At 57.1% G+C, this 25697-nt stretch carries 28 protein-coding genes and 1 other RNA gene; 19 read left to right on the plus strand and 10 right to left on the minus strand.

Features of this window, described 5'->3' with window-relative positions; translation table 11 throughout:
- Positions 1 to 77 precede the first annotated feature (77 nt).
- The 6 genes from ACO6TI_RS08355 to ACO6TI_RS08380 all read right to left on the minus strand — a co-directional run bounded on the left by ACO6TI_RS08355 (position 78) and on the right by ACO6TI_RS08380 (position 6384).
- The gene (locus ACO6TI_RS08355) at positions 78 to 689 is read right to left on the minus strand and encodes a hypothetical protein (RefSeq protein ID WP_196891916.1); all 612 of its coding nucleotides are present in this window, start codon (positions 687 to 689) and stop codon (positions 78 to 80) included.
- A 239-nt stretch (positions 690 to 928) separates the two neighbouring features.
- Positions 929 to 2956, minus strand: coding sequence for a putative bifunctional diguanylate cyclase/phosphodiesterase (locus ACO6TI_RS08360; protein WP_422384741.1), 2028 nt, complete (start codon positions 2954 to 2956; stop codon positions 929 to 931).
- Between the two features lie 125 nt (positions 2957 to 3081).
- Positions 3082 to 4263, minus strand: a complete 1182-nt coding sequence (locus ACO6TI_RS08365) for a lytic murein transglycosylase (RefSeq protein ID WP_104701828.1) — start codon at positions 4261 to 4263, stop codon at positions 3082 to 3084.
- A 99-nt stretch (positions 4264 to 4362) separates the two neighbouring features.
- Positions 4363 to 4962 (minus strand): histidine phosphatase family protein, encoded by a 600-nt coding sequence (locus ACO6TI_RS08370; RefSeq protein ID WP_422384742.1) that lies wholly within the window; start codon positions 4960 to 4962, stop codon positions 4363 to 4365.
- Positions 4938 to 5885, minus strand: coding sequence for an NAD(+) diphosphatase (gene nudC / locus ACO6TI_RS08375; protein ID WP_422384743.1), 948 nt, complete (start codon positions 5883 to 5885; stop codon positions 4938 to 4940). The genes ACO6TI_RS08370 and nudC overlap by 25 nt, the downstream gene beginning before the upstream one ends.
- Positions 5886 to 5964: 79 nt before the next feature.
- Positions 5965 to 6384, minus strand: a complete 420-nt coding sequence (locus ACO6TI_RS08380; RefSeq protein WP_196898688.1) for an HIT domain-containing protein — start codon at positions 6382 to 6384, stop codon at positions 5965 to 5967.
- 154 nt (positions 6385 to 6538) lie between these two features.
- Between ACO6TI_RS08380 and ACO6TI_RS08385 the strand changes: the two genes are divergently transcribed.
- The 5 genes from ACO6TI_RS08385 (at position 6539) to ACO6TI_RS08405 (ending at position 10159) form a co-directional block, all read left to right on the plus strand.
- Complete coding sequence (locus ACO6TI_RS08385; RefSeq protein ID WP_422384744.1) at positions 6539 to 7171, plus strand: LysE family translocator; 633 nt, start codon at positions 6539 to 6541, stop codon at positions 7169 to 7171.
- A 79-nt stretch (positions 7172 to 7250) separates the two neighbouring features.
- Positions 7251 to 7348, plus strand: an RNA gene (ffs, locus tag ACO6TI_RS08390) — signal recognition particle sRNA small type.
- A gap of 130 nt (positions 7349 to 7478) precedes the next feature.
- Positions 7479 to 7736 carry a hypothetical protein gene (locus tag ACO6TI_RS08395; RefSeq protein ID WP_029064169.1) on the plus strand — a complete coding sequence of 86 codons (258 nt, stop codon included), beginning with the start codon at positions 7479 to 7481 and terminating at the stop codon, positions 7734 to 7736.
- Entirely contained in the window at positions 7726 to 8154 is a 429-nt protein-coding gene (locus ACO6TI_RS08400) for a hypothetical protein (RefSeq protein ID WP_422384745.1), read from the plus strand. Before ACO6TI_RS08395 ends, ACO6TI_RS08400 begins: the two co-directional genes overlap by 11 nt.
- Before the next feature lie 73 nt (positions 8155 to 8227).
- Positions 8228 to 10159 (plus strand): DNA polymerase III subunit gamma/tau, encoded by a 1932-nt coding sequence (locus ACO6TI_RS08405; RefSeq protein ID WP_422384746.1) that lies wholly within the window; start codon positions 8228 to 8230, stop codon positions 10157 to 10159.
- A 19-nt stretch (positions 10160 to 10178) separates the two neighbouring features.
- Here the strand turns inward: ACO6TI_RS08405 and ACO6TI_RS08410 are convergent, their stop codons facing one another.
- Positions 10179 to 10493, minus strand: a complete 315-nt coding sequence (locus tag ACO6TI_RS08410; RefSeq protein WP_158705297.1) for a hypothetical protein — start codon at positions 10491 to 10493, stop codon at positions 10179 to 10181.
- 11 nt (positions 10494 to 10504) lie between these two features.
- On the opposite strand from ACO6TI_RS08410, the gene ACO6TI_RS08415 reads away from it, so the two are divergent.
- Positions 10505 to 10825 (plus strand): YbaB/EbfC family nucleoid-associated protein, encoded by a 321-nt coding sequence (locus ACO6TI_RS08415; protein WP_029064172.1) that lies wholly within the window; start codon positions 10505 to 10507, stop codon positions 10823 to 10825.
- A 25-nt stretch (positions 10826 to 10850) separates the two neighbouring features.
- Positions 10851 to 11456 (plus strand): recombination mediator RecR, encoded by a 606-nt coding sequence (gene recR / locus ACO6TI_RS08420; RefSeq protein WP_173937262.1) that lies wholly within the window; start codon positions 10851 to 10853, stop codon positions 11454 to 11456.
- On the opposite strand, the gene ACO6TI_RS08425 is transcribed toward recR, so the two are convergent.
- Complete coding sequence (locus tag ACO6TI_RS08425; protein ID WP_196878170.1) at positions 11453 to 12379, minus strand: LysR substrate-binding domain-containing protein; 927 nt, start codon at positions 12377 to 12379, stop codon at positions 11453 to 11455. The two genes, recR and ACO6TI_RS08425, sit on opposite strands and share 4 nt — an antisense overlap.
- A gap of 164 nt (positions 12380 to 12543) precedes the next feature.
- Here ACO6TI_RS08425 and ACO6TI_RS08430 point away from each other — a divergent pair, with 164 nt between their 5' ends.
- From ACO6TI_RS08430 to ACO6TI_RS08445, 4 genes are all read left to right on the plus strand, one after another.
- Positions 12544 to 13626: an alanine racemase gene (locus ACO6TI_RS08430; RefSeq protein WP_422384747.1), complete on the plus strand. Its 1083-nt coding sequence runs from the start codon at positions 12544 to 12546 to the stop codon at positions 13624 to 13626.
- 10 nt (positions 13627 to 13636) lie between these two features.
- The gene (locus ACO6TI_RS08435) at positions 13637 to 14563 is read left to right on the plus strand and encodes an ornithine cyclodeaminase family protein (RefSeq protein ID WP_422384748.1); all 927 of its coding nucleotides are present in this window, start codon (positions 13637 to 13639) and stop codon (positions 14561 to 14563) included.
- Between the two features lie 134 nt (positions 14564 to 14697).
- A complete protein-coding gene (locus tag ACO6TI_RS08440; RefSeq protein ID WP_422384749.1) occupies positions 14698 to 15396 on the plus strand; it encodes a sulfate transporter family protein in 699 nt (232 codons plus the stop codon).
- Between the two features lie 55 nt (positions 15397 to 15451).
- Complete coding sequence (locus tag ACO6TI_RS08445; RefSeq protein ID WP_104701395.1) at positions 15452 to 16357, plus strand: glutaminase; 906 nt, start codon at positions 15452 to 15454, stop codon at positions 16355 to 16357.
- Between the two features lie 63 nt (positions 16358 to 16420).
- Here ACO6TI_RS08445 and ACO6TI_RS08450 read toward each other — a convergent pair whose 3' ends face one another.
- Positions 16421 to 17128, minus strand: a complete 708-nt coding sequence (locus ACO6TI_RS08450) for an aquaporin (protein WP_055119207.1) — start codon at positions 17126 to 17128, stop codon at positions 16421 to 16423.
- Between the two features lie 296 nt (positions 17129 to 17424).
- Between ACO6TI_RS08450 and sdhC the strand changes: the two genes are divergently transcribed.
- The 8 genes from sdhC to msrA all read left to right on the plus strand — a co-directional run bounded on the left by sdhC (position 17425) and on the right by msrA (position 24776).
- On the plus strand, positions 17425 to 17823 hold the full coding sequence (gene sdhC / locus ACO6TI_RS08455; protein WP_029064180.1) for a succinate dehydrogenase, cytochrome b556 subunit: 399 nt from the start codon (positions 17425 to 17427) through the stop codon (positions 17821 to 17823).
- Between the two features lie 10 nt (positions 17824 to 17833).
- Entirely contained in the window at positions 17834 to 18217 is a 384-nt protein-coding gene (sdhD, locus tag ACO6TI_RS08460; RefSeq protein WP_029064181.1) for a succinate dehydrogenase, hydrophobic membrane anchor protein, read from the plus strand.
- 5 nt (positions 18218 to 18222) lie between these two features.
- A complete protein-coding gene (sdhA, locus tag ACO6TI_RS08465; protein WP_422384750.1) occupies positions 18223 to 20049 on the plus strand; it encodes a succinate dehydrogenase flavoprotein subunit in 1827 nt (608 codons plus the stop codon).
- A gap of 12 nt (positions 20050 to 20061) precedes the next feature.
- The gene (locus tag ACO6TI_RS08470; RefSeq protein ID WP_422384751.1) at positions 20062 to 20907 is read left to right on the plus strand and encodes an FkbM family methyltransferase; all 846 of its coding nucleotides are present in this window, start codon (positions 20062 to 20064) and stop codon (positions 20905 to 20907) included.
- A 68-nt stretch (positions 20908 to 20975) separates the two neighbouring features.
- Positions 20976 to 21758: a succinate dehydrogenase iron-sulfur subunit gene (locus tag ACO6TI_RS08475; protein ID WP_029064184.1), complete on the plus strand. Its 783-nt coding sequence runs from the start codon at positions 20976 to 20978 to the stop codon at positions 21756 to 21758.
- A 347-nt stretch (positions 21759 to 22105) separates the two neighbouring features.
- Positions 22106 to 23548, plus strand: coding sequence for a cell envelope integrity protein CreD (gene creD, locus ACO6TI_RS08480; RefSeq protein WP_422384752.1), 1443 nt, complete (start codon positions 22106 to 22108; stop codon positions 23546 to 23548).
- Between the two features lie 90 nt (positions 23549 to 23638).
- Entirely contained in the window at positions 23639 to 24016 is a 378-nt protein-coding gene (locus ACO6TI_RS08485; RefSeq protein WP_422384753.1) for a VOC family protein, read from the plus strand.
- A 115-nt stretch (positions 24017 to 24131) separates the two neighbouring features.
- Complete coding sequence (gene msrA / locus ACO6TI_RS08490) at positions 24132 to 24776, plus strand: peptide-methionine (S)-S-oxide reductase MsrA (RefSeq protein ID WP_055119216.1); 645 nt, start codon at positions 24132 to 24134, stop codon at positions 24774 to 24776.
- A gap of 144 nt (positions 24777 to 24920) precedes the next feature.
- Here msrA and ACO6TI_RS08495 read toward each other — a convergent pair whose 3' ends face one another.
- A complete protein-coding gene (locus ACO6TI_RS08495; protein ID WP_196878176.1) occupies positions 24921 to 25643 on the minus strand; it encodes an outer membrane beta-barrel protein in 723 nt (240 codons plus the stop codon).
- Between the last annotated feature and the right edge of the window lie 54 nt (positions 25644 to 25697).

The following is a 25697-nucleotide window of genomic DNA, read 5'->3' on the forward strand; positions in this document are numbered from 1 at the left end:
GCCGGGATACGTTGGCAAAACAGGTTCGTCCGTGTTTCTGATTGCCTGGACGATCAGTCGGGACTGAATTGTGTGGATCAGCGGCAGGGTCGAACCGGGTCGGCATTCGTCGCCAGGTCGCCCGACGGCACGTTGCGCAGGTCATAATCCGTCGCAAGAGCAACAAAGTCTGAAAACTCGGAAGACTTCAGGAAAGTGGAAATCAACATTTGACCGGTATCGTCCGGGTCGAGCTTGCAGCCGGTAACGTCGATGGACAGCGACCCGGCGATTTCGTCCCGGCGCGTTTCGGGCAATGTCAGGAATTTTGCCTGCAGCGCCCTTATCTTGCTGATCTGGCGGTCCGGTATCCGGTAGATCGAAACCAATCCATTCTGGCTGTTTGCCAACTTCGCAGCGTCGGCTGTGGCCGTCGTCTTTTGCAAAAAGACTTTCTTCTCTTTGAGGATACGGCCATTTTTTCTGTCCGTCATCACAACCAGCATTTTGACCCCCTTTTCGGGAACCTTGAGTCGTTCTGAATGGCGGACCGCAATCCGGAACAGTTCGGGGTCAGTCGTTGCGGGATTGAATTTGTCCAGTTCGCTGCTGTGAACCGGAGACGCAAAAAGAACAGCAAGGCTTGCGGCAATCAACAGGGATCCGGTGCGCGCCGACCGTGTCGCGCGCTGAAACATCAATTTAAGCATCTGGAATTCTCTATCTTTGAACGATAGTGATTAATTATCGTAAAACAATAATAATTAAAAGCAAAAAGTTTTAAAATCGCGAAATCAAATATTATCGCCGAGTGCGGGAGCCGACTCGCTCATTCAAAACCGGAATGTTGCAGGGTTTTCGTTGACCATTCGCGAGGCCTTGACCTGATCAGTCAGAACCTGGTCGGAGCCATCAACTGACTGGTCCGTCTTGAAGGCACCGGCAGGCTTCAGCCAAGCTGGGAACGGGTCTGTTGACCGATCGATCGTTGCAGATAGTCAAGACATTCTTCCTGACCCATCGGTTCTGAGAAAAAGTAGCCTTGACCCAATCTTGCTCCGGTCAGTTGGGCCAGGTCGAGTTGAGCGCGAGTCTCAATGCCCTCAACGACAACTTCCTTGTTCAGGCCTTTTGCCATCTCGACAATTTTCAGGAACAAAAAGTGCTTTTCGTTGTCTGTGGTGATGTCCTGCAAGAACGACCGGTCGATCTTGATTTCGTCGAAGACCAGCTGTTGCAGATAGCGCAGCGAAGAATACCCGACCCCGAAATCGTCGAGTGCGACGCGGACGCCACTGGCCCGCAGACGGCTCAGGCTTTCGTTCGCGGAAGCAACATTTTCCACAAGAACACTTTCGGTGACTTCGATCGTCAGGTGGTTTGGAGGCAGGCCGGCCTGTTTCAGGCACTGGACAATCTTCTCGGCTATGTGAGGCGAGCGGAAACCAAGCGCAGAGACATTCGAGCTGATCCTGACAGGGGCACAGATCTCGCTGGAGGCAGTCGCGGCGAAACGCGCGCCCTTCGTGAGAGTGGCGAGGTCCAGGTCGAGAATGGAGCCGGTTTCTTCCGCGACCCTGACGAATTCGCTTGGAGACACGCATTTTGAATCCAGATCCCACCGGGCAAGGGCCTCAAGTTCGACGGGCCTTCCACTGGCAAGACAGATTTTTGGCTGAAATGCGACCTGCAACTCGTCGTGCTGGATCGCCTGTGCAAGAGCTTTTGTTATGAGGGTACGCCGGTTCAGGTCCCTGAGGATATGATCATTGAATTGGCAGTATTGATTCTTGCCGCCGTCTTTCGCCGCATAAAGCGCCGCGTCGGCATATTTCAGCAATCCGGTCGTGTCCTCAAGGTATCCCATGCCGCAAGCCGAGAGGCCGACCGAGCAGCTGGGATGGATTGAGAATCCGTTGTGGTTCACTTCACAGCGCAAGAATTCGACGATTCTCGATCCGAGAGACTGCATGGAGGGAAACTGATCGGACTGCGGGACAATCAAAGCGAACTCATCGCCTCCGAAGCGCGCGGCCAGGCCGCCGCTTTCGACAGCGATTTGCCTTAGTCGCGTTCCAACGGCAACCAGCAATGCATCCCCTGCATCGTGGCCCATTGTGTCGTTGATGGATTTGAAATCGTCTAGATCGACCAGCGCAAGAAAGAACCCGGTTTCAAGATGCTCCGAGCACAACGCCTGAAGCCTGTCCATGAATACCGAACGTCTGGCAAGACCGGTGAGCGAATCGTGCGACAGCACGAAATTTGAATGAGCCTCGGCTTCCCGCCTTTGCCGTTCCAGCTTGACCTGGCCTTCAAGTTCTACAATCGAGCGGGTTCGACGGTTTTCGCGGATTGCGAGCAACTGGTAGCCAAGTATCAGGAGGCCGAATGCAACGCCAGAATAAGCAAGGCTTCTGGCGACATAACCCGTGAGGTCGGATTCGACGACAAATGCCCCCATGACGTCTCCGGCCTGGTAGACGTCTTCACCGAGTTCACGGTTGTGGCAGGAAACACAAACCTCCGACGAGGCGAATGTCGGGAAGATGGATCGGCCAATGACTTTCGAGTTTTCAAAACGAAGTTCTTCGTGGATGGCCGCATCGTTGTGCCTGGCAATCTGCGAAATTTGTTCTGCAACATGAGGGCTGGTTTCGCTGAAGCCAAGCTCGCGACCCGGAAGACCGGGGACCCGTATTTTCATGGGAGCGTGCGTTGTGTCTCCCAGCCTTGATTGCAGAAAATTTTCCAGTCCCATGCGGCGGAACGCTGCCGGTAGCGGCATTCCCTCAGAGTGAGAATTTGCATATTGTTTCACGAAGGCTTCGGAAAGCTGGACGATCCGGGCACGATCATCAGCTTCAGTGCGGCTGAACTCCCACAGGGAAACGGCAAAGAATGAAAGTGCAAGAATGAGTGCTCCGGCAAATACGAGCGCGGCGGACCCAAGGGACTGTTGCCGTAATTGTCTCATTGACATCCCGTATCGCAGATGTTTGGAGCAGATTACCGCACACTACATATTCTGAATTACCAAATGATTGAAAAGTAAGCATGCCTTTTGTCAGGGCAGCATGGAAATTACTTTGATCGATCCAGTCACCCGACCCAACACGTCGCGAAGAATCCATTCTTCTCCTGGTCCTTGCCGATTGAACGACGAGTCTTGAAGCCGATCAGGCCGTCAGCACCGCCGACGTCATGGCCAAGTCCTTCAAGACGGACCTGCAGGTTGCGTACCGCACCCCTTGTCGTGTCCTTCATCGGTTTCCAGTCGGCCACGAAGGCCTTGTTGCCGCTGTATCGGTCCGCAAGGTGACCGACAAAGAGCGCGTAGGTGTCGCTCTCGTTGTACTCCTTCAGAACATAGAAGTTTTCGGTCGCTATGAACGCCGGGCCGTAGCGGCCTGCGGGCAGGAGTACATTGCCTGGCTGGCCGAGCTCCTGGCTCGGAAACGGCTTGCCGCTGACCCGCTTCACACCTTCCTTGACGAAGGCCGAGATCTTCTGGCGATTGTCCGGTCCTTCACGCGTGCAGGACAGGGTTTCCGGCAAAAAGACCTCATAGCCCCAGTCGCGTCCTTTTACCCAGCCATGTTCAGAAAGGTAGTTGGCAATGGAGGCCATTGTATCGACTTCCGATGTCCAGATATTGCGCTTGCCGTCGCCATCGAAATCGACAGCGTATTTCAGATAGGAAGAGGGCAGAAACTGGGGTTGTCCCATGGCACCGCCCCAGGAACTCTTCATCGTGCGGCGCGACACGTCCCCCTTTTGCAGGATCTTCAGCGCGGCGATCAGTTCGCCCTTGAAGAAATCGGCGCGCTGACCCATGAAGGCCTGAGTGGCCAGGACGCGGAGGGCGTCATGTGGAATTTTGGCGCCGCCGTAGCCGGACTCCCGCGCCCAGATCGCCAGAATGATGCGCTTGGGAACACCATACCGGGCTTCTATCTTTTTCAGCGTTGCAGCGTGTTTCTTCATGAGGCGGCGGCCGCCGGGTACAAGAGAGTTGAACTGGCTGTTCCGGAAATAGCGCTGGGGTGAACGGAATTCCGCCTGGAAGTTGATTTTGGGAGGCGCGCCCTTGCCGCCGGGGCCGACAAGGCCGGGAAGCGATGTATCGGGCGTTAGGCCGGCGAGTTCCCGGTCAAGAGTTGCTTGCGAGACACCCGCCCGTCGCGCGGCAGGGATAACGTCGGAATTCAGGAACTGCCGGAACTGGGCATCGTACTTTCCGGCGTTTGCAGGTTTCGGCTGGGAGATGAATGCAATCAGCATTGCGGCAAGGACAAACGTCAGACCACGGATCACGGCAGGCTCCAGAGATTCTTTTTCTGATGGAAGCCTATCACGATCCAGCGGCAACGCCGACCGGCCTCAAACCTCAATCCAGCTTAAATCGCTCCCGGTTTGCGTGCTGAGCCAGTCTTTTTCGAACCGGTACCAGCATCCACCGCGTTTCTGGTCGTATGCCCGGGAAATGGGACGGCCCATGAGATGGCACATGAGCAGCGTACCGGCAGCACCATGGCCGGTAAAAAGAACCGGTATATTCCGGGCCACACCGGACAGCACGTCGCGGATACCGCCAACGATCCGGTTTTGTGCATCTTCTGCGCGTTCCCAACCGCGAACCGAGGTCTGTGGCTCGGCAAAGAACCGGTTTGCCACCTGCTCGAATTCGTCCGGCGGCAGAAAACCGGTCGCCGAACGGTCGTTTTCATGAAGGTCTTTCCGTGTGTGGAGCGGAACATCCAGTTTGCCGGTAAAAAACCGTGCCGTTTCGATAGCCTTTGTTTCCGCACTCGTAACAACAGCGCCGATCTCTTTAGCGAATGGAAGATCCGTTGCTTTTGCAGCCCGTTCCTGCCCGAGTGGCGAGAGCCCCCATTCCGTGACGGGTACAGAAGGGTCGATGGCGACCTCCGGATGGGTCAGGTAAACGCACCAGGTCATGACGCGGAGCCTTCCAGCCATCCAATGATCAATTCGTAGGCTATCGAGATCGACGGCGGTATCCTGTGGCCTTCGGGATGGGTTCCGTCGAGCATCTGCCTGACTTCGGCCCTGTCGCACCATTTGCAGGCTTCCAGTTCATCATCCGCGATCTCGATATCCAATGATGTTGCCGTTCCAATACACCCAAGCATCAGGTTCGCGGGAAACGGCCACGGCTGGTTGGAGACAAGGTTGACATCTCCCACCTCAATTCTGCTTTCCTCGAAGACTTCCCGGCGAACCGCCCCTTCGATGGTTTCCCCTGGCTCCATGAAACCTGCCAGCGTCGTGTAGATGCCCTCAGGCAAGCGGGCAGGGCGGCCAAGCAGGGCACGATCCTTGTGGGTAATCAGCATGATCACGCAAGGGTCGGTACGTGGAAAATGCGGTGTACCGCAGGATGGACAGTCGCGCCGGTAACCCGCTTCGGCCATGACGGATTTTTCGCCGCAACTGGAGCAATGCCGGTGGGTTCGATGCCAGTGGATCAGCGCACGCGCCTGGGCAAGGGCGCTCAGGTCTTCGTCGGAAAATGCGTTTTGAAGGGCCAGCGTCCTGAGGTCCTGCACATTCAGATCTGCTCGCTCGGCAAGTTCCTCATCGTCGTGTGGCACGGTAGTGGCGAACATCGCCTGACCGTTTTTCGGTCTCAGGCCGAGAAACACCATTTCATCGGCGGCCGCGCCAAGCGCCAGTGCCGAAGCCAGGTCGTGCCCGATTTCCGGGTCCGATGCGGCCTTGAAGACGAGCGTCTTGTCGGTGGACAGAACGATCCGTGTGCCCGGCCGTTCAAGTAATTCATTGATGTAATTTGTGTTCCCGCGCCGTTCTGATTGTCGATCGAGGGTATTTGCAATAAAGCTCATCTCCATTGCCTGGAGACTGGCTGCTGCTGGATTCATGTTGGGATCCCTGGAAAATCTGGCGGGTCATAATCTGGGCCGTACCCTAGGGCGGCATGATGAGACTGTCCAGCAAGGCCTAGCGATTTGCGTCGGCCAGGGCGTCCTGAAGATGATCGATCAGATTGTCTGCGCTCTCCGGATCGTATTCGCGGGGAGGCACGACGCCCCAGACAGGACCTGGCCACGCCGCATCGTCCCGGAAACGGGCGATGACATGGACATGCAACTGAGAGACCTGGTTGCCGAGTGCTCCGATGTTGAGTTTTTCACAATTCGACACGGTTCTCAGGAGCTTGCTCACCAGCGCGATCTCCTGCATCAACTGCCCCTGTTCCGCTTCATCCAGATCTATGATTTCAACGAGGTCGGATTTCCGCGGGACGAGCAGCAGCCAGGGGTAGTTGGCATCCTTCATCAGCCGGAGCATTGACAGCGGCAAGTCGGCGACAAAAAGACTGTCACCTTCCAGACGGGGATTGAGGGCGAATGAAGACATGAAACGTGATCCGGTAATGTTGATCGAGGAAACGCTCGACCGGGGGTATCGCTCAGATTGCTTTTAACCAGCATATGGGTAGATTGCGACAGATGCGAACCGGTTTTCCAGAACCGCCTATCCCGCCTTTCATTCCTCTGTTCCGGATAGTGTCATGCAATTGGATACAATATTGAGTTTTGCTGTTGTTGCGGGTCTTTTGGTGCTGTCACCGGGGCCGAACGGCGTGCTGATTGCCAAGACCGTTCCAACTTCGGGCCGTCTGGCCGCGGTTTCGAATATCGGTGGCTTCGTGGCTGCCTTCTTTTTGCACGGAACCTTGTCGGTTCTCGGAATATCAATGATCCTGGTCCACTCCGCTGACGCTTTCTTTGTCGTCAAGATGATCGGTGCGGCGTATTTGATATGGATCGGCTTGAAGGCGCTGCGGGATGCATTTTCAGGAAAGGTACTCGCACCCTCGTCACGTCCTGCAAGACACCGTCGCACGCTGGCGCGGGCATTCGGTGAAGGTTTCCTGACCAATGCCTTGAACCCAAAAGTTTCCATGTTTTACCTGGCTGCGTTTCCCCAATTCATTCCGGTCGGAGACGGCGCAATGTCCGCTGCGTTTACGCTGGTCGGCATCCACGCATTGATCAATGTGGTCTGGTTCGGCGCGATGGTCATGTTGCTTGCGCGCATGTCAAAGGCTGCCGGCAGTCCGTCGTTCCAACGCTGGTTGAAAGGTGTTACCGGTCTGGTGTTCATGGCCTTTGGCCTGAAACTGGCCAGTTTGCGTCCATGAACGCCAATCATTCGGTGCAAATAAAAAACTCGACGAGCCCCTTGCCAAACCCCATGCTGTTTCTGATATAAGGCGCTCGGGAGGTTGGTGGTGGACGAGCCACTCGCCAACCGGGTCAGATCCGGAAGGAAGCAGCCCTAACGAGCCTCGGCACGGGTCATCGTGCCAGCCTCCCACCCTTCTTCAGTTGTCCTGTTTCGAACACCGCCCGGCATCGTGCGGTGTTTTTTGTTTGCGTGCATCACCAGGACCTGCGTGAACGCGACATTGCTTGACAAATTGTTACCTTGGTACCAATGTAACAATCATGAACAAATCCGTTGAACGTATCCAGACCGGTGTCCGTCTCGAGAAGCGGCTTTTGAAGGTTCTCAAAGGCCTCGCAGAGCATCTGGACATGTCGTTGGGCGATCTGATTGAAGGCCTGGCGCTGCATTGCTTTGAAAACAAACCGCCGTTTACCGAAGAAACGCTCCGCAAGATCGAACAGCTGAAAAGCGTTTACGACCTCGATCTGGGCGCCTCGGACAGTCACAAACTAAAGGATCGGACAGATGAAAGCTGAACCGGGAAACTACGGCGACCTGACTGATCTGTTCGAGGCGCGCATCCTGGACGCGAGGTCCTTCACACACCGTGATCACATCGGTGTCGCTTGCCAGATGCTTCAAAGATACGACTTTCTCGAGGCGGCCGCGCGCTATGGCAGCGCGTTGAAGGAGATTGCCACAAAGGCAGGCGCGAGCGGCAAATTCAACACGACGGTAACACTCGTCTTTCTTGGATTGCTGGCTGAACGCATGGAAGTTACCCCGCACGCGAATTTCGATGAGTTTCTGGAAAGGAACCCGGACCTTTTCTCGCGCTCTCTTATGGACGCCTGGTACTCGAAGGAGCGTGTCTCCAGCGAAAATGCCAGACAGATGTTCCTGTTGCCCGACAGGTTTGAAATCAGCGGGACAGTTGGGCCGACGAACGCATAGACCCTTCCAGAGTTCACAGAAAAACTTTCAAAAGCCCGTCCCCATTTTCGAAAAAGTCGGTATGGTGCGGCTCATGGATGAGTCAGGTTTTCCGAATGAAGGCGCGCCGGCGCCGGGCACGACAGGCAATACTGAATCCGGCGCACAGGGCCTGGACGGCGCGTACCGCGTTCTGGCGCGCAAATACCGGCCGAAAACCTTCGAAGACCTGGTCGGCCAGGAGCCGATGGTCCAGACGCTGGAAAATGCCTTCGAAACGGGTCGCATTGCACAGGCTTGGATGCTGACCGGTGTGCGCGGGGTCGGAAAGACGACAACCGCCCGGATCCTGGCACGTGGCCTCAATTATGAAGTTCCGGGTGAAGCCGACAGACCCACGGTCAGGCTTGACCGGGAAGGGGCGCACTGCAAGGCGATCATGGAAGGCCGCCATGTCGATGTCATCGAGATGGACGCGGCGTCTCATACCGGCATCAGCGACATTCGAGAAATCATCGATGCCGCACGCTATCGCCCGGCAACGGCGCGATACAAGGTCTATATCATCGACGAAGTGCATATGCTTTCGAACGCCGCCTTCAATGGTCTCTTGAAGACGCTGGAAGAGCCGCCGGAGCATGTGAAGTTTATCTTTGCAACAACCGAAATCCGGAAAGTTCCGATTACGGTGCTGTCGCGCTGTCAAAGGTTCGACCTCAGGCGGATCGAACAGTCGAAACTGATCGGATTGCTGCGCCGTATTTCGCATGCCGAAGGCATTGCGATTTCCGATGACGCCCTGTTGCTGATCGCCAGGGCGGGTGAAGGCTCTGCACGCGATTCGCTGTCGTTGCTCGATCAGGCGATGGCGCATGGAACCGGTGCGATCGAAGCCGATGACCTTCGGCAGATGCTCGGTCTTGCCGACAGGGCGCGGGTGATCGATCTGTTCGGACATCTGATGGCAGGGCGAATCGAAGACGCGCTTGCGGAACTTCAGGCTCAGTATGAGGTGGGCGCCGATCCGGCGATTGTTCTGACGGACCTTGCCGACTTCACCCACCTTGTGACCCGGATGAAGGTGGCACCGAAATCGGCAGACGAAGCGTCTGTCACCGAGGCGGAAAGAGCACGTGGACGGGAATTCGCCGATGCAATCTCGATCCGTCTTTTGTCCAGGGCCTGGCAGATCCTGCTGAAGGGTGTTCAGGAGGTACAGGCCTCTTCCAAGCCGCTGGCAGCTGCCGATATGGTTTTGGTGCGCCTCGCCTATGCGGCGGATCTACCCGATCCGGGTGATTTGCTGGCGCAGGTCAAAGACGGCCGGAACCCCTTCGCAAGCGGACCAGCCCAATCCGGTGACGCTAACACCACAACAGGTTCGTCCGGCGGTGGTGCCCAGGCGATGGCGGTCGGGATGCCGCGCTCTTCCGCCGGTCAGTCTCCCGGAACCGAAGGCAATGGACCTGCAATGCAGGGCGCCGTCAGGCCACAGCTCGCAACAATTCAGGGGGGCATGCCCGATCAGCAGGTGGCGCCCGACGCCATGCCTCGGGAGGAGGCTCCCCAACAGCCAGCCTATTCCCTCAAGACCCTTCACGATTGTGTGGCGCTGGCTTCGGAAAAACGCGATATCCCGATGAAGGTCGCGATCCAGCGGCAAATGCGGCTGGTAAAGTTTGAACCCGGCAAGATCGAGATCCAGCCAACGGACGATGCCCCTGCCGATATCGCAGGCGAATTCGGCCGCAAACTGCTGGAATGGACCGGACAAAGATGGTTTGTCGTCGTATCGCGCGAGCACGGCCGTCCAACGATCCATGAGGAGCAGGAAGCCAACCAGCAGCAACTTTTGTCCGATGCCAAGTCCCACCCGACCGTCGCCGCCTTGCTTGCGCAGTTTCCGGGCGCCCGGGTAGTTGACGTCAAGGTACAGGTGACGGAGGAAGACGAGGCTGCGATGTCCGATCCGATGGTGGCGGATCCTCTGCTGAACGAAGCGTTGGGCGACGATGAAGACGATTGACGAGAGCCGCAGCGCCAGCTCAGAAATAGCGAGAGAGGAAAAAATAAAGCGGAACATTATCCTGTTTTTCGTGACAGGAATAACCTGCTTCCTTGCAATGTTTGCAATCTCCAAAAGCGGAATTGAAGATTTCACGAAATTCCTGATTGTTCTCGGAATTGTCTGCGGCTTCTTTTGTCTGGGTCTCTATTTTATCGCCAGGATATTTTTTCTCTGTTTCAAAAAGCCGTAGCGGGCTGGGGCACAATGGGAACAGGGGTGGTAATTCCCCTATTGTTCTTCTAAACGCTATCCCCAGATGAAAGATATCGATCCGGCGCAACCGGTTACTCAAGGAGAGATCCCATGGACTTCCTCAAGATGATGAAGCAGGCCAAGGAAATGCAGGAGCAGATGGGCTCGCTGCAGGAACAGATCGTCGAGATCGAGGCAGAAGGTGTCGCGGGTGCCGGCCTTGTCAGGGTCACGCTCAACGGTAAAAGCGACCTGAAAGGCCTCAAGATCGACCCGTCGCTCCTGAAAGAGGATGAAGGCGAAATCCTTGAAGACCTGATCATGGCCGCCCATACCGACGCTCGCGCGAAGATCGAGATGGCAATCCAGGAAAAAACCCAGGAACTGATGGGTGGGCTTGGGCTTCCTGCAGGCATGAAGCTTCCATTCTGACAACCGTTTGGGGAGGCAGTTGATGGTGCAAAAGAGTGTAGCGGGACCGGAAATCGAGCGGTTGATCCAGCTTCTGACGAAGCTGCCCGGTCTTGGCCCGCGCTCAGCCCGTCGTGCGGCTCTTCATCTGATCAAGAAGAAGGAGCAGTTGCTGGTTCCGCTGGCAGATGCCATGGGTGTCGCGGTCAGCGAAATAGGTATTTGCTCAATATGTGGCACCGTGGACACGTCCGATCCTTGCACGATCTGCGCCGATCCAAAGCGTGACAGCTCCGTGCTTGTTGTCGTGGAGGATGTTGCCGACCTCTGGGCGCTGGAACGCGCCGGTGCCGTCAAGGCACGTTATCATGTGCTTGGCGGTACGCTGTCCCCGCTCGACGGTGTTGGCCCGGAAGACCTCAACCTGACCGCGCTGGTCGATCGCTGCGGTTCCGGGGATTTCAGTGAAGTCATCCTGGCGATCAGCGCAACGGTCGAAGGCCAGACGACGGCCCATTACATCATGGATCAGCTGTCACCACTTGGTGTGAATGTCACCAAGCTGGCCCACGGTGTTCCGGTCGGCGGCGAACTCGATTACCTCGACGAGGGCACGCTCGCCCAGGCGCTGAAGGCGCGCACGCGGTTTTAACTCTCATTGCTCGCAGGCGCGTTCCAGGGAGGCGATGAATAAGCGTCGACAAGGCGTTTCAAGGCGTGATCTACGCGGGCAGTCCGAAGGGTTCTGGGGCTGAGAAGGGCGACGATGTCGGCATTTGGCAGCCGGAAGTCCGGCAACAGCTGGACAAGCTGGCCCTGGCCAATTTCTCTTGCAACATTCCACTCCGATCTCTGGATGATTCCCAGGTCATCGAGTGCCCAGGACTTGATCACTCCACCGTCGTTGCTGGCAAAAACCGGATGAATCCGAATGGAATGCTCCGGCCCGTCAACCTCGGAAAAACTCCACATGGTCACGTCTGCCAAATCTTCTCGAACCACTCCGCATCTATGCGAGGAAAGATCTCCGGGATGTGCGGGTGTTCCCCATTTTTCCAGATACGCCGGCGAGGCGACCAGAAACCGCCGGTTCGATGCCAGCTTTCGCTGAATATGCGACGAGTCTCTCAACTGACCCACATGGATGAGAAGGTCCCAGTTACTTGAGGCGATTTCCCGATAGGGTGCATCACTCAATGTGAGATTCAGGGAAACGTCCGGGTGGTCTTGCACCAATTGTGACAGCACGGGTGCAACATGCGCTCGACCGAAACCGAAAGGCGCGATCACGTGCAGAGGCCCGGAGATCCTGTCTCTATGGGCAAGGATCTCTTCGTTTATGTTTTCGATTTCATCGAGCACAATCTCAGCGCGTTGAGCCAGCGCATCGCCGATTGTCGTCAATGTGAGACGACCGCGACCGCGCTCAACAAGCTGCAGGCCTATTCGCGTCTCGATTTGTGCAAGGCGCTGGGACACGGCAGGTGGCGTGACATCAAGGGCCCGGGCCGCCGCAGCCAGGGAACTGGACGCGGCAACAACTGAAAAGAAACGAAGATCTTTGGTTTCCAGCATTAAGTGGCAGCTTATCATAAAATAAAGAAATGATTAATGGAAACTATGGGTATTGAAATTGTATTCTGGTGTCCTCCACCTGTCCCGCGAGGAAATCACTCAAGATGGAACACGGCCCGTTGTCCGACCTTCAAACACCCGCTCTTCTTTTGGACGAGAGCCGAATGCGGAGAAACATCCAAAGGCTCGAAACTCACGTTTCCGGTAAGGGAGCGCTGCTGCGGCCTCATCTTAAAACGGCAAAATCCGTTGATGTTGCCAAAGTGCTGCTCGCGGGAGGAACGGGACCGGCAACGGTATCCACGTTGGCCGAGGCCGAGGTGTTTGCCGCCGCCGGTGTCAGGGACATTGTCTACGCCGTCGGAATTACCCCGCAAAAACTGAGGCGTGTGGCTGAGATTCGTGAAAAGGGCTGTGATCTTTCAGTCATTCTCGACAGCGCGGAGCAGGCAAGGGCTGTGTCAGAGGCTTCTCGGCAAGCCGGCAAATCCATTCCGGCCTTGATCGAACTCGATTGTGATGGCCATAGAAGCGGAATTGATCCAGGCGACCCGGTGCTTGTGGAGGTGGGCCGTATCCTTGATGAGGGAGCTGCCGAACTCCGGGGCGTTCTGACACATGCTGGTGAAAGCTATGAAGTGAGTGGTCATGTGGCACATTCAGATTTTGCCGAAAGGGAGCGGCGAGCAGCCGTTCTTGCAGCTGAAACCCTAAGATCGGCAGGTTTGCCGTGCCCGGTCGTCAGTGTCGGGTCGACGCCGACGGCGCATGCAGCGCAAGACCTCACCGGCGTCACCGAAGTCCGCGCCGGCGTCTATGTATTCTTCGACCTTTTCCAGGCTGGCATCGGCGTTTGCACGATCGATGATATTGCACTGTCTGTCCTGACCACCGTTGTCGGACATCAACGCGAAAAGGGCTGGATCATCACGGACGCAGGCTGGATGGCGCTGTCGCAGGACAAGGGAACTTCCCGGCAGCGGGTCGATCAGGGATTGGGGCTGGTGTGTGACGCTTCCGGAAAACCCTATTCCGATCTGATCGTGGTCAAGGCCAATCAGGAACATGGAATTGTTTCCGTGCGGCCCGGGAGCAATTCTGCACTGCCGGAACTGCCCGTTGGTGCATTGCTCAGAATATTGCCGGTGCATGCCTGCGCGACCGCCGGCAACTTTGGCGTCTACAACGTCCTGCCCGCAGGTTCGGGCGTGTCATTGAAAACCTGGCAACGGTTCAGCGGCTGGTGAGGAAAAGATCATGAAATACGTCCCGGAAGAAGTGTCCTCCCGGTTGGCCACACATGAAATGGCATACGAAGCCGTTCGAAACGCGCTCATAGCCGCCGCCGATCGCGAGACGGCAACCTTTCCGGTCGTGATTGGTCATGGCAGTGACCCGAACAACGTCTATGCAATCAAGTCCTGCGCAGTTGCCGAGATTGCGGGTCTAAAGGTCGGATCCTATTGGCCGGGCAATGACAGACAGGGTGTTCCGCGGCACAACTCGATTATCTTCTTGTTTGACCAGGATACCGGACGCATCGGCGCGGCGGTCGAGGCTGGGCACCTAAATGCTTTTCGCACCGCGGCAGTCGACGCCGTTGCTGCCGATATTCTGGCGAGGAAAGATGCATCAACCCTCGCGATATTTGGAGCAGGCCATCAGGCCGGGTTCGAGGTTCAGGCCTTGTCGCGCATACGCGGGATCACGCATGTTCTTGTCGTTGCAAGAAACCGGGAAAAAGGGGCGAGATTTGCAGACGGCCTCCGGCGGGGAGGACTGGAAGCATCCGTTTGCTCGGCCGAGGAAGCTTGTCGCCGGGCGGATATTGTCGTTACTGCAACTCCCTCTTGCGAACCGTTGTTTGAGGCGGACTGGGTAAAGCCCGGATCACATGTCGCATCAATGGGGTCAGACACTTCCGGCAAGCAGGAACTCCCTCCGGGATTGTTCGAAAATGCCAGCCTCTTTTGCGACCTGCCCGGTCAATCGCGGAGCATCGGAGAGTTCCAGCATGCAGCTGAAAACTTGCACCTTGCCGCGATTGGAGACGTGTTGTGTGGTCGCGCACCCGGGCGGACTGACGACGATGAGATCACCATCTTTGACAGTTCAGGCTTGTCCGTCCAGGACCTCTATGTTGCCAGGACCGTTCTCGAGCTTGTCGAACGCGAGCAGAGCTAAAGGCCGGATCTCGGAACGGAAATGTCGGGCGGTAACGGTCGGTGAATGTCGGGGATGCGGTCCCTGGCAACCTTGCGATCAATCGGTTCATCTCCTATCTCCCATCCAGCAGTGTCTATTCTCACAGGGGTTTCATGTTTCAAGCCGCTTCCCGCGCCATGTCCGAGGTATTCGAACAACAATTCCGGGCGATTTTCTGGAAAATGCTGGGTTTTACGCTGGCAATCCTGATCATGATCTGGATCGCACTGCAGGGAATCGTCGGGCATTTCCTGGGTGTTGCTGCAAACGAGTGGGGGGACGGCAGCGCATGGATCAGCTGGACGGAATGGTCGATTTCCATCCTGACCGGTATCGGTGCTGTCTTTGTACTCGGTTTTCTGATCGCGCCGATCTCGGCACTGCTGGCAGGCCTCTTTCAGGACGACATTGCCGACATTGTCGACGTGAAGGATTATCCCGGGGATCGCCCCGGCAATGCCCTGCCTCTCTCCAAATCCCTGGCGCAGACAATCAAGTTCACCGGCGTTGTCATTCTCGGCAACCTGTTCGCGCTGCTGTTGCTCTTGGTGCCGGGTATCAATCTCGTCGCGTTTTTCGTGGTCAACGGTTACCTTCTCGGTCGTGAATTCTTCGAGTTCGCGGCCATGCGGTACATGCCGCCAGCCGAAGCAAGAGCTTTCCGAAAGGCGCGTGGAGGGACGGTTTTCCTCGGCGGCCTTGTCATTGCCTGTCTTCTGGCGGTGCCGATCCTGAACCTTGTCACGCCGATATTCGCGACCATTTTCATGCTGCATCTTTACAAGAAACTTGCATCCGGCGCAGCTATCTGACGAACTGCGGGCCGCGGGTCGGCGTTTTCAGGATCGAGGCTGACCGGAGGGGCCCATGCAGGAACTGCTGTCTGAAATCGCCAAAGTTGCTGAAGCCAGTCCGGACAAGGGTGAGGTCGCAACCTACATCCCTGAACTGGCCGGCGTGAATCCCGACCAGTTCGGAATAGCCGTCGCGTTTGAGGACGGCCGCCTCCTGACAGCGGGTGACGCTGAAGTTCCGTTTTCCATCCAGTCCGTTTCAAAAGTGTTCGCACTTGCTCTTGCACTTGGCCGCGTCGGAGATCAGCTTTGGTATCGCGTCGGTCGGGAACCTTCCGGTCTTTCCTTCGATTCAATCCTCCTGCTGGAGCGTGAAGACGGGATACCGCGCAATCCCTTCATCAATGCTGGTGCCCTCGTGACGACGGATACCTACCTTGCCGGGTCCAATCCCCGCGAAGCGCTTGGTGAATTGCTGGGATTCATCCGTGCGGCCGCCGACGATGACAGCATCCACATCAATGAAAAAGTTGCGCAATCGGAGTTGACCACCGGGCACCGGAATTTCTCCCTTGCGCATTATCTGGCTTCTTGCGGCAACCTGCGGTCATCCGTCGACAAGGTTCTGGGGACCTATTGTCACCAGTGCGGCATTGAAATGAGTTGCCGGCAACTGGCCATGGCAGGCCGGTTTCTGATCGAATCAGCAAATATGCCGCCGCTGGTTGCGGCACTGCGGCGGCGTCGCATCAACGCGATGATGATGACCTGCGGTCACTATGACGGTTCGGGCGACTTCGCATTTCGCGTGGGGCTTCCCGGCAAGAGTGGCGTTGGGGGTGGAATACTGGTGATCGCACCCGGCCGGGCATCGATTGCCGTCTGGTCGCCGGGCCTCAACCGCTACGGCAACTCCAAGCTGGGAACCGAGGCAATGGAAATGTTCGCAAAACGCACCGGTTGGTCCGTTTTCGGATAGGTGGGGCCTGGGACTGGCTGGCAGCCGGAACAGCTTCCGGCTGCCAATTCGCAGGGACGGTGGTCAGTCTTCCGATTCGGCTGAAAGCAGGCCGGTCTTGAACAGAATTCCCGCCGCAGCTCCGCCGATGAGGGGGGCGACGATAAACAGCCAGACCTGGGCCAGCGCTCCGGGATTGCTTCCCGCGCCTATGATTGCGGGGCCGAGGGATCGCGCCGGGTTCACCGATACGCCGGTGACGTTGATACCGACAATGTGAATGACGACCAGCGTCAGGCCGATGGCCAGTCCGGCGAGATGGGACGGTGCGCCTTTCTGCGTAACGCCAAGAATGCAGACAAGAAACAGAAAGGTCGCGACAACCTCAAAGACAAGCGCGGACAGCAAGTTGTATTCGCCAAGATATCCGGCCCCCCAGCCATTCTGGCCAAGGCCGCCGTCCCAGCCGCTGGCCTTGCCGCTCAGGATGATGGCCAGGACCGCGGCCCCTGCAAGGGCTCCGAGTACCTGGGCGATCCAGTAGGTGACCATCTCTCCGGCGGACATGCGTCCAGCCAGATGGACCCCGAGGCTGACAGCCGGATTGATGTGACATCCCGAGATCATTCCGATGCCGTAAGCCATTGCGACAATGGAAAGTCCAAATGCAAACGCAATTCCAAGTACGTCAATTGAAGTCGCACCGGTACCCATTCCCGCGATGACAGCCGCGCCGCAACCAAAGAGCACGAGGGTGAAGGTACCGACAAATTCAGCAATCGCTTTTTTCATTCTACTTGCCTCCAAATCAGGCCGGAAATCCGGACAAGATCACCGGAATTGCGGTGACGTACGAGAGAGTTACCCAAATTTGATCGTCTGGAAAGTTCTTTGATGTTGTGCACTGCGACAAGAGTTTTCGCGGTTTTTAACGATTTAAGTGCACCGTTGGGGAAAGTGACGTCTCAGATTCACCTTTTTGATGTTTTGACGCGACGCCTTCTTGGCGCTAGAACCGTTCTATATAACGCTCTGATTTCCTTACGTTTGCGTAAACGTGAGGTTGCGTCGTACGGGAGAGGAATTCCATGTCGAACGCCGATTTGCGAGGCAACCGCCCGCTATCGCCCCATCTTCAGATCTACAAGCCCATTCTGACGATGGTCATGTCCATCCTGCACCGTATCACCGGAGCAGCGCTCTATTTCGGAACAATCCTGCTGGCGTGGTGGCTGATCGCCGCCGCCGCAGGTCCCTCCTATTTTGATTTCGTCAACGAGATCTACGGCTCGATTCTCGGCAGGCTGATCCTGTTCGGCTTTACCTGGGCGCTGGTGCATCACATGCTCGGCGGGTTGCGTCATTTCATCTGGGACATGGGTGCCGGGTTCGGCAAGGAAGCCCGCGAGTGGCTGGCAAAAGCCACCATCATCGGTTCCGTTTCTCTCACGCTGATCCTTTGGATCATCGGCTATATGGTTCGATAAGGAGAGTGTCATGACGGATATGCGCACCCCCCTCAACAAGGTTCGCGGCCTCGGTTCAGCCAAGGAAGGGACGGATCACTTCTGGAAACAGCGTGTGACGGCCGTCGCCAATGTGTTCCTGATTTCATTCTTCGTGATCCTGGTGATCGCGATGCAGGGGTCCACCCATGGCGATGTCGTTGAGACACTCCGGAACCCGCTCGTTTCGATCATCCTTCTTCTGGTGATCCTGTCCGGCGTTTATCACATGAAGCTTGGCATGCAGGTGATCATCGAGGATTACATCCATGGTGAAGGCCTCAAGTTTCTGACGCTGATGGCAAACACCTTTTTCTGCGCCTTTATCGGTTTCGGCTGCATCTTCGCAGTGCTCAAGATTGGCTTTGGAGGCTAACCCGCATGGCCAAAACGTATGAATTTGTCGACCACACCTATGACGTGGTTGTTATCGGTGCGGGTGGCGCCGGCCTGCGCGCGACACTCGGCATGGCGGAGCAGGGATTGCGCACGGCCTGCATCACCAAGGTCTTTCCGACGCGATCTCACACAGTGGCGGCCCAGGGCGGAATTGCAGCCTCTTTGACCAACATGACGCCGGACTGCTGGGAATGGCACATGTACGACACCGTGAAGGGGTCGGACTGGCTCGGCGACACCGACGCCATGGAATATCTTGCCCGGGAGGCACCGAAGGCAGTCTATGAGCTGGAACACTACGGCGTTCCGTTTTCGCGCACAGAGGAAGGCAAGATCTACCAGCGCCCGTTCGGTGGCCATATGCAAAATTACGGCGAAGGACCCCCCGTTCAGCGCACCTGCGCGGCAGCCGACCGGACCGGTCACGCAATCTTGCACACGCTCTACGGCCAGTCCCTGCGACACAACGCCGAATTCTACATTGAGTATTTCGCGCTCGACCTGATCATGTCCGACGATGGCGTCTGCCAGGGTGTGATCGCATGGAACCTTGATGACGGCACCATGCACCGCTTTGCCGCCAAGATGGTGGTTCTGGCAACAGGTGGCTATGGCCGCGCCTATTTCTCCGCAACGTCGGCGCACACCTGCACCGGTGACGGTGGAGGCATGGTCGCCCGTGCCGGCCTGCCGCTTCAGGATATGGAATTTGTCCAGTTCCATCCGACCGGCATTTACGGTTCAGGTTGCCTTATTACGGAAGGTGCGCGCGGGGAGGGTGGCTATCTGGTCAATTCCGAAGGCGAGCGTTTCATGGAACGCTACGCTCCTTCGGCCAAGGATCTTGCATCCCGCGATGTCGTTTCGCGCTGCATGACCATGGAAATCCGTGAAAACCGCGGCGTCGGCAAAAAGGGTGACCATATCTTCCTGCATCTTGATCACCTGGACCCTGCCTTGCTGGCGGAGCGCTTGCCGGGCATTTCCGAAAGTGCCCGTATTTTCGCAGGTGTCGACGTGACCAGGGACCCGATCCCGGTGCTGCCGACGGTTCACTACAACATGGGCGGTGTGCCGACCAACTACTGGGGAGAGGTTCTCAACGCCGACGGCAAGAACCCCGACCGCATTCAGGAAGGCCTGATGGCGGTCGGCGAAGCCGGTTGCGCGTCGGTTCACGGCGCAAACCGTCTTGGATCGAACTCCCTCATCGATCTGGTGGTGTTTGGCCGTGCAGCCGCGATCAAGGCTGGAGAAGTGGTCGACCCGAAGGAGGCGACCCCCGCCCCCAGCGAAGCCTCCTGTGAAAAGATCATGGATCGGTTTGACACGCTGCGGAATGCCAGCGGCTCGATCCCGACAGCAAAATTGCGGGACAAGATGCAGCACGCGATGCAGGAAGACGCTGCCGTGTTCCGCACCCAGGAAAGCCTTGAAGCCGGTTGCCAGCGGCTTAGCGCGATCTGGGGTGAAATGAAGGATCTCAAGGTGTCCGACCGCTCGCTGATCTGGAATTCCGATCTGGTGGAAACGCTGGAACTGGAAAACCTGATGGCAAACGCGATCACCACCGTCTATGGCGCGGAAGCCCGCAAGGAAAGCCGCGGTGCCCATGCACGCGAGGACTACAAGGATGGTCCGTTCTCAGGCCGTGACGATGAGAACTGGCGCAAGCACACGCTTGCCTGGGTCAACGAGGCGGGCGATGTGAAACTTGACTACCGTCCGGTCGTGACCGACCCGCTGACCACCTTCGAGGAAGGCGGCATCGACCCGAAAAAGATCGCGCCGAAAGCGCGTGTCTACTAGGGAGACCGGTTCGTGAGCCAGGCCGCAACAGAACTGGACACCAGAAGCCCGTTTGGCACCTATCCTGCCGAACGCATGGTCCGTGCCGCCTGGCGCCTTGCCGACCGTCACGACCTTTCCCGCGGGTTGCGCAAGCGCATCCGCGCCTTCGTTGCGCACATTTTCAAGGGTCCATACGATCTGGAGGCTGAGGGTCTCAAGTTCCGGATCTATCCAGGCGAAAACTATGACGACCGCAAGATGCTCGCCAAGGGCAGATTGCCGGAGCGCGCGGAGCATGAATTGCTCGAACCGCATCTGGGAGAGGGAACGGTCTTCGTCGATGTTGGTGCCAACATTGGCTCCTATTCGGTCTTTGCGGCAAGACGCGGGGCAAGTGTGCTGGCGATCGAGGCCAATCCGCAGACGGCACACAAGCTGAGCTTCAATGTCACGGCCAATGATCTGGACAACGTTACGGTTGTCCATTCTGCGGTCGGGGCCCAGGAAGACACGCTGCCGCTCTGGCTCGAGCCGAGCAATTGCGGGTTCGCTACCTTCGTCAAGGACCTGACCACAGGCGAGTGGGCGGGAAACTGGGAGCCGACCTATGTGAAGGTTCGGCCCCTGACGGCGATTACCGACCAGCATGGCGTTACGGCGATTGATATCCTGAAAGTTGACGTGGAAGGTTTTGAGGACCGGGTGGTGCTGCCGTTCCTCAGACACGCGGACAGACAGCAATGGCCCCGCGTGATCCTTCTTGAGACGAATTGCCGGCCCTACTGGTCCGAGGATTGCCTGCCCGAACTGGCAAGCCGCGGCTATGAGGTAACGGGCCGGACAGATGACAACATGATCTTCGAACTCAAGGGCTGAGCGAGAAGAATTACCGGCCCGAATGCGCCTTGACGCGAATTGAGGGCCCAACGCGGAGCAGTAACGAGATGGTTCAGCTGACGCTTCCCCGGAACTCCACGGTGACGGAAGGCAAGGTATGGGACAAGCCGGAAGGGGCAACCAACCTGCGCGAATACCGGATCTACCGCTGGAACCCGGACGATGGACGAAATCCGCGGGTCGATACCTATTTCATCGATGCCGACGACTGTGGTCCGATGGTGCTGGACGGGCTTATCTACATCAAGGACAAGGTCGACCCGACGCTGACGTTCCGGCGTTCATGCCGCGAGGGCATCTGCGGCTCCTGCGCCATGAATATCGACGGCACCAACACCCTGGCCTGTACCAAGGGCATGGACGAGATCGCCGGCGACGTTGTCAAGATCTACCCGCTGCCGCATATGGCAGTTGTCAAGGATCTGGTGCCGGATCTGACCCGCTTCTATGCCCAGCACCGATCCATCGAACCCTGGCTCAAAACCGTTTCTCCTGCACCGGAAAAGGAATGGCTCCAGTCCCACGATGACCGCGTCAAACTGGATGGTCTTTACGAATGCATCCTCTGCGCCTGCTGCTCCACTTCGTGCCCGAGCTACTGGTGGAACGGAGACCGGTATCTCGGCCCGGCGATCTTGCTTCAGGCCTATCGCTGGCTGATCGACAGCCGTGACGAGGCGACGGGTGAGCGTCTGGACAATCTGGAAGACCCTTTCCGCCTCTACCGCTGTCACACCATCATGAACTGTTCGGAGGCCTGCCCGAAGGGGCTCAACCCGGCCAAGGCGATCGCCGAGATCAAGAAAATGATGGTGGAACGCCGGGTTTGAGTTTCGGTTGGTTCCCATACAATTTGCGAAGGCCGTCCTCCGGGCGGCCTTTTGCGTATTGGTGGTTCAGCTTGTCATTCCGGCTTGAAGTGGTGCGCCAAGACGAAGCCCGGTCTCAGTTTCGCAGAACCGGGGTAACAAATGTGCGTCTTTCGATGTCTCGTTAAACGACAATTCAAGACCCGATTGAGTATCTTCTCGTTTCTCTGGCGCCTGCACGGAATTTGCACAAAATCCCAGAAGTCCCTGCCCGGTTTCGCCCGGTAATCTCCCAAGTGCAATGCGAGGGTCTCGTCGATTGACGGGTGCCGTTTCCGTTTCGCACCCGCTTGGCAGAGGGATTTTTGATGACTGACGAACTAAGCCACAATGCGCCGGATGGTCCTGAGGCAACGCAGCGATCCAGTGCGCCCAGGTTTTTGACTTTCCTGAACTCACCCGCGGTAAAATTCGTCCTGATCGGTCTGCTCACCTTCCTGCTTCTCGTTCCCAGTGTTTTTGTCTGGGTGCTGGTTGAAGAACGTTCGCACAGGGCAACCGAAGTCGCACGAGACATCGCCAGATCCTGGGGCGGGACCCAGGAGATCAACGGTCCCTATCTGGTGATCCCGTTCACGGAGACCTACACCACCGGGCCGAGCGACAAATTGAAGACCGAAACAGTGCGCCGGACAGCCGTGCTCTTCCCGCAGCGTCTGAATGTATCAGGCGACATCACCGTTGAAGAACGCAGGAAATCCATTTATGCGCTTCCGGTTTACAACGGCCGGGTCAATCTGAGCGGAGCGTTTTCCGCAACTGCAGACGATATGTTCGAACCGAAGCATGGTGGCACGATCGACGTTGCCGCGGACAAGGCGGTTCTGGTCATCGGTATCGGGGACGTTCGGGCGCTCAAGAGTGAGATCGCTCTCGGGCTCGACGGGAAACGATCCATTCCGTTCGAGCCGGGATCCGGTCCCTTGAAGATGACGAGCGACCGGGATGCTTACCGCTCCTTCAAGGCATCGGGGATCAATGCTTCCGTGCCACCCGGAACCTGGCAAAGGGGTTTTGCCTTTGATATCCCCCTGCAGCTCAACGGTTCGACTGCAATCTATTTTGCTCCGGCGGGACAGACTACCAAGGTGGCGCTCCAATCCGATTGGCCGCACCCCGGATTCACTGGCGCGTTTTTACCCGAAACGCGAACCATTACCGATAGCGGTTTTGACGCCGCCTGGACCATTCCCTATCTCGCCCGCGGCATTCCGAAGATGCTGGAAACCGGCAATATACCACTTCAGGACAAGCTCCTGGGTGTCAAGTTCGTGGAACCGGTCAATTTCTACCAGACGATTTCCAGATCGCTGAAATACGCGATCGGGTTTATCAGTCTGACTTTCCTTGCCGTCTTTGTTCTGGAGATGCGGTCCGGCTGGCGCTTTCACTGGATCCAGTATGCACTGGTCGGCCTTTCCCTGATTATTTTCTATGTCATGCTGCTCGCATTCGCCGAACATGTCGGTTATGCGCTGGCGTATCTGACTGCCGCAGGCGCGGCGACCGTTCTCAATGCCGTCTATGTCGGTACCTCGCTGAAAAGCCGCACAGCGGGTCTTGTGATGCTCGCGGTTCTCGCAAGCATCTTCGGTGTCCTGTTTGCCTTGATGCGCGAACAGGACTACGCGCTGCTGATCGGGTCTGTCATAGGGTTCGTCGCGCTGGCGATCACAATGTTCGTCACCCAGAAGATCGATTGGTCCGGCCACGAAAAATCGAACGACCGCTCGGCAACCGAGCCGGCTTGACCCGAAAAGACGCGAAGGGAGCGAGGCGGGTCTTGCGGCTCGCCTCGTTTTGTTCGATATTTGTTCTCATGAAATTTGTTGGAGGATTGCATGCACAAGAGTCGCTTGGGAGATCTGGTGATCGATTGCCAGGGAGGAAATATTGACGACCATGCCGCATTCTGGGCGGGTGCTCTCGGCAGAACCGTAGAGGAGAAACCGAAAAGTCCGCGTTATCGCCGCCTCTATGGCAAGGAGGGTGAAATCGGCATCTTGTTGCAACTGGTCGAACACGCACCACGCGTTCACCTGGATATCGAAGCAGACAATCCCGACAGGGAGGTCGAGCGGCTCGAAACGCTTGGCGCAACGATTGTCAGCAAGTTGGATCGCTGGACGGTGATGCAGGCCAACAGCGGGCATCGTTTCTGCGTGGTCCATCCGCAATTGCCCGGGTTCGAGGATGCGGCGACCGAGTGGGACACCTGACCGGAGCCGGACAGGTCACGATCTGCTCACACGGATGTGCGAGGCAGGGAAATGGAGTTGAGTTGCCTTGGCGCACGGATGCGTTACCTCTACCGGCAACTCATGGAGGACTGTCATGATGCGACTTCTACCGCTTTCTCTCGTAGCCGCTCTTTCCGTTGCTGCACCATTTGCACCGGCACAGGCGGAAACAGCCGTATTTGCCGGAGGCTGTTTCTGGTGTGTTGAATCGGATCTTGAAAAACTGCCTGGCGTCCGTGACGTCGTGTCCGGTTATGCCGGCGGCAAGACACAAAACCCGACTTACAAGAACTATGAGCGCGGCGGACACAGGGAAGTTGTCCAGGTTGACTTCGACGAGACCAAGATCAGTTATGGCGACCTTGTAGGTATTTTTCTGCGCACGGTTGACGTAACAGACGCAGGCGGCCAGTTCTGTGATCGCGGTTTTGGCTATTCCACTGCCATTCATCCCCTGGATGAAAAACAGGCCGAGGCGGCGAAAGCGGAAATCGACAAGGCCAACAAGTCTCTTGGCGGAAAGGTCGTCACGCCTGTCGAGGGGGCGGCCGTGTTCTGGCCGGCAGAAGATTACCATCAGGCTTACTACAAAAGCGATGTCAGGACGCTGACGCGGTTCGGCTATGTTACCCGGGCTGAGGCATACAAGGGTTATCGCAAGGCCTGCGGCCGCGATGCGAGAGTAAAGTCCGTGTGGGGTGGCGAGGCTTACAAGGGATTGCCCAAAGCAGGTTCGTAAAGGACTTTCGATATCTGGATGTAAATGGCCCGCCAGTATGCTGGCGGGTTTTGTGACCGGTGTCGAAAACGACCCGATCGACGGCAAGAACCATCTGCGGCGTTTCGCTTGTTCATCGGGGGTGTTGGATCAGGTCCCCGTTATTCAGAAGCGGAAACCTACGCCGAAATCAACGATGTCGGCCGTTGCACCGGCTTCGAACGGCTGTCCGTTTTGAAAACGGAAATCCCGGTCGAGAAAATGAAAATGCTTGTAGTCGAGGCGCAGAAACAGATTGTCCGTCAGTCTGGTTTCGACACCCGCTCCGACAACAGGTCCGTAAAGCATCCTGGTGTCGGTCACGGTTCCTCCTGCAAAACTATCGGGTGTGGTAACGGCATAGTCATACGCAAGAGCATCGATCACCTCGCGGGGGCGGGTCTGTTCGAACTTGTATTTGGCAATACCCAGGCCGCCCGTAAGGTATGGCATGAACCGGCCGGCGTCGTAGCCGAGCCGTCCGGTGATGGAGGCGATCCATTCCGCGGACTGTCGGACATTGCCGCTGTCGGTCGTTTTTTGAAAGTTCGAGAAAAATCCCTCCAGATGACCACCCAGGATGATCCGATCGAACTGGGTGTCGTAGCCGGCCGCGGCACCAAGAAGTCCGGAGTGCATGGTCAGGTCCCATCCGACACCGTCACGGCCGGAGACCACTCCGCCACCGGCAAAAGCGACACCGCTGAAGCCCGACCAGGTCTGTGGCCGAAGTCTCAATTCATCGGCGGTTGGAATTCCTTCATTCAACAGGTCGGCCGCGTAAACCGTCGCAATCTGTCCGCAGACCAAAGTTTGTAGAACAGCCAGGCAGGCAATCCAAATCCGCATGTATCAGCTCCGCACACAACTTTTACGGAGAAGAATGCGGGCTGAAATCTCAAG

The organism is Roseibium album (genome assembly GCF_965233825.1).
Lineage (GTDB): Bacteria > Pseudomonadota > Alphaproteobacteria > Rhizobiales > Stappiaceae > Roseibium > Roseibium album.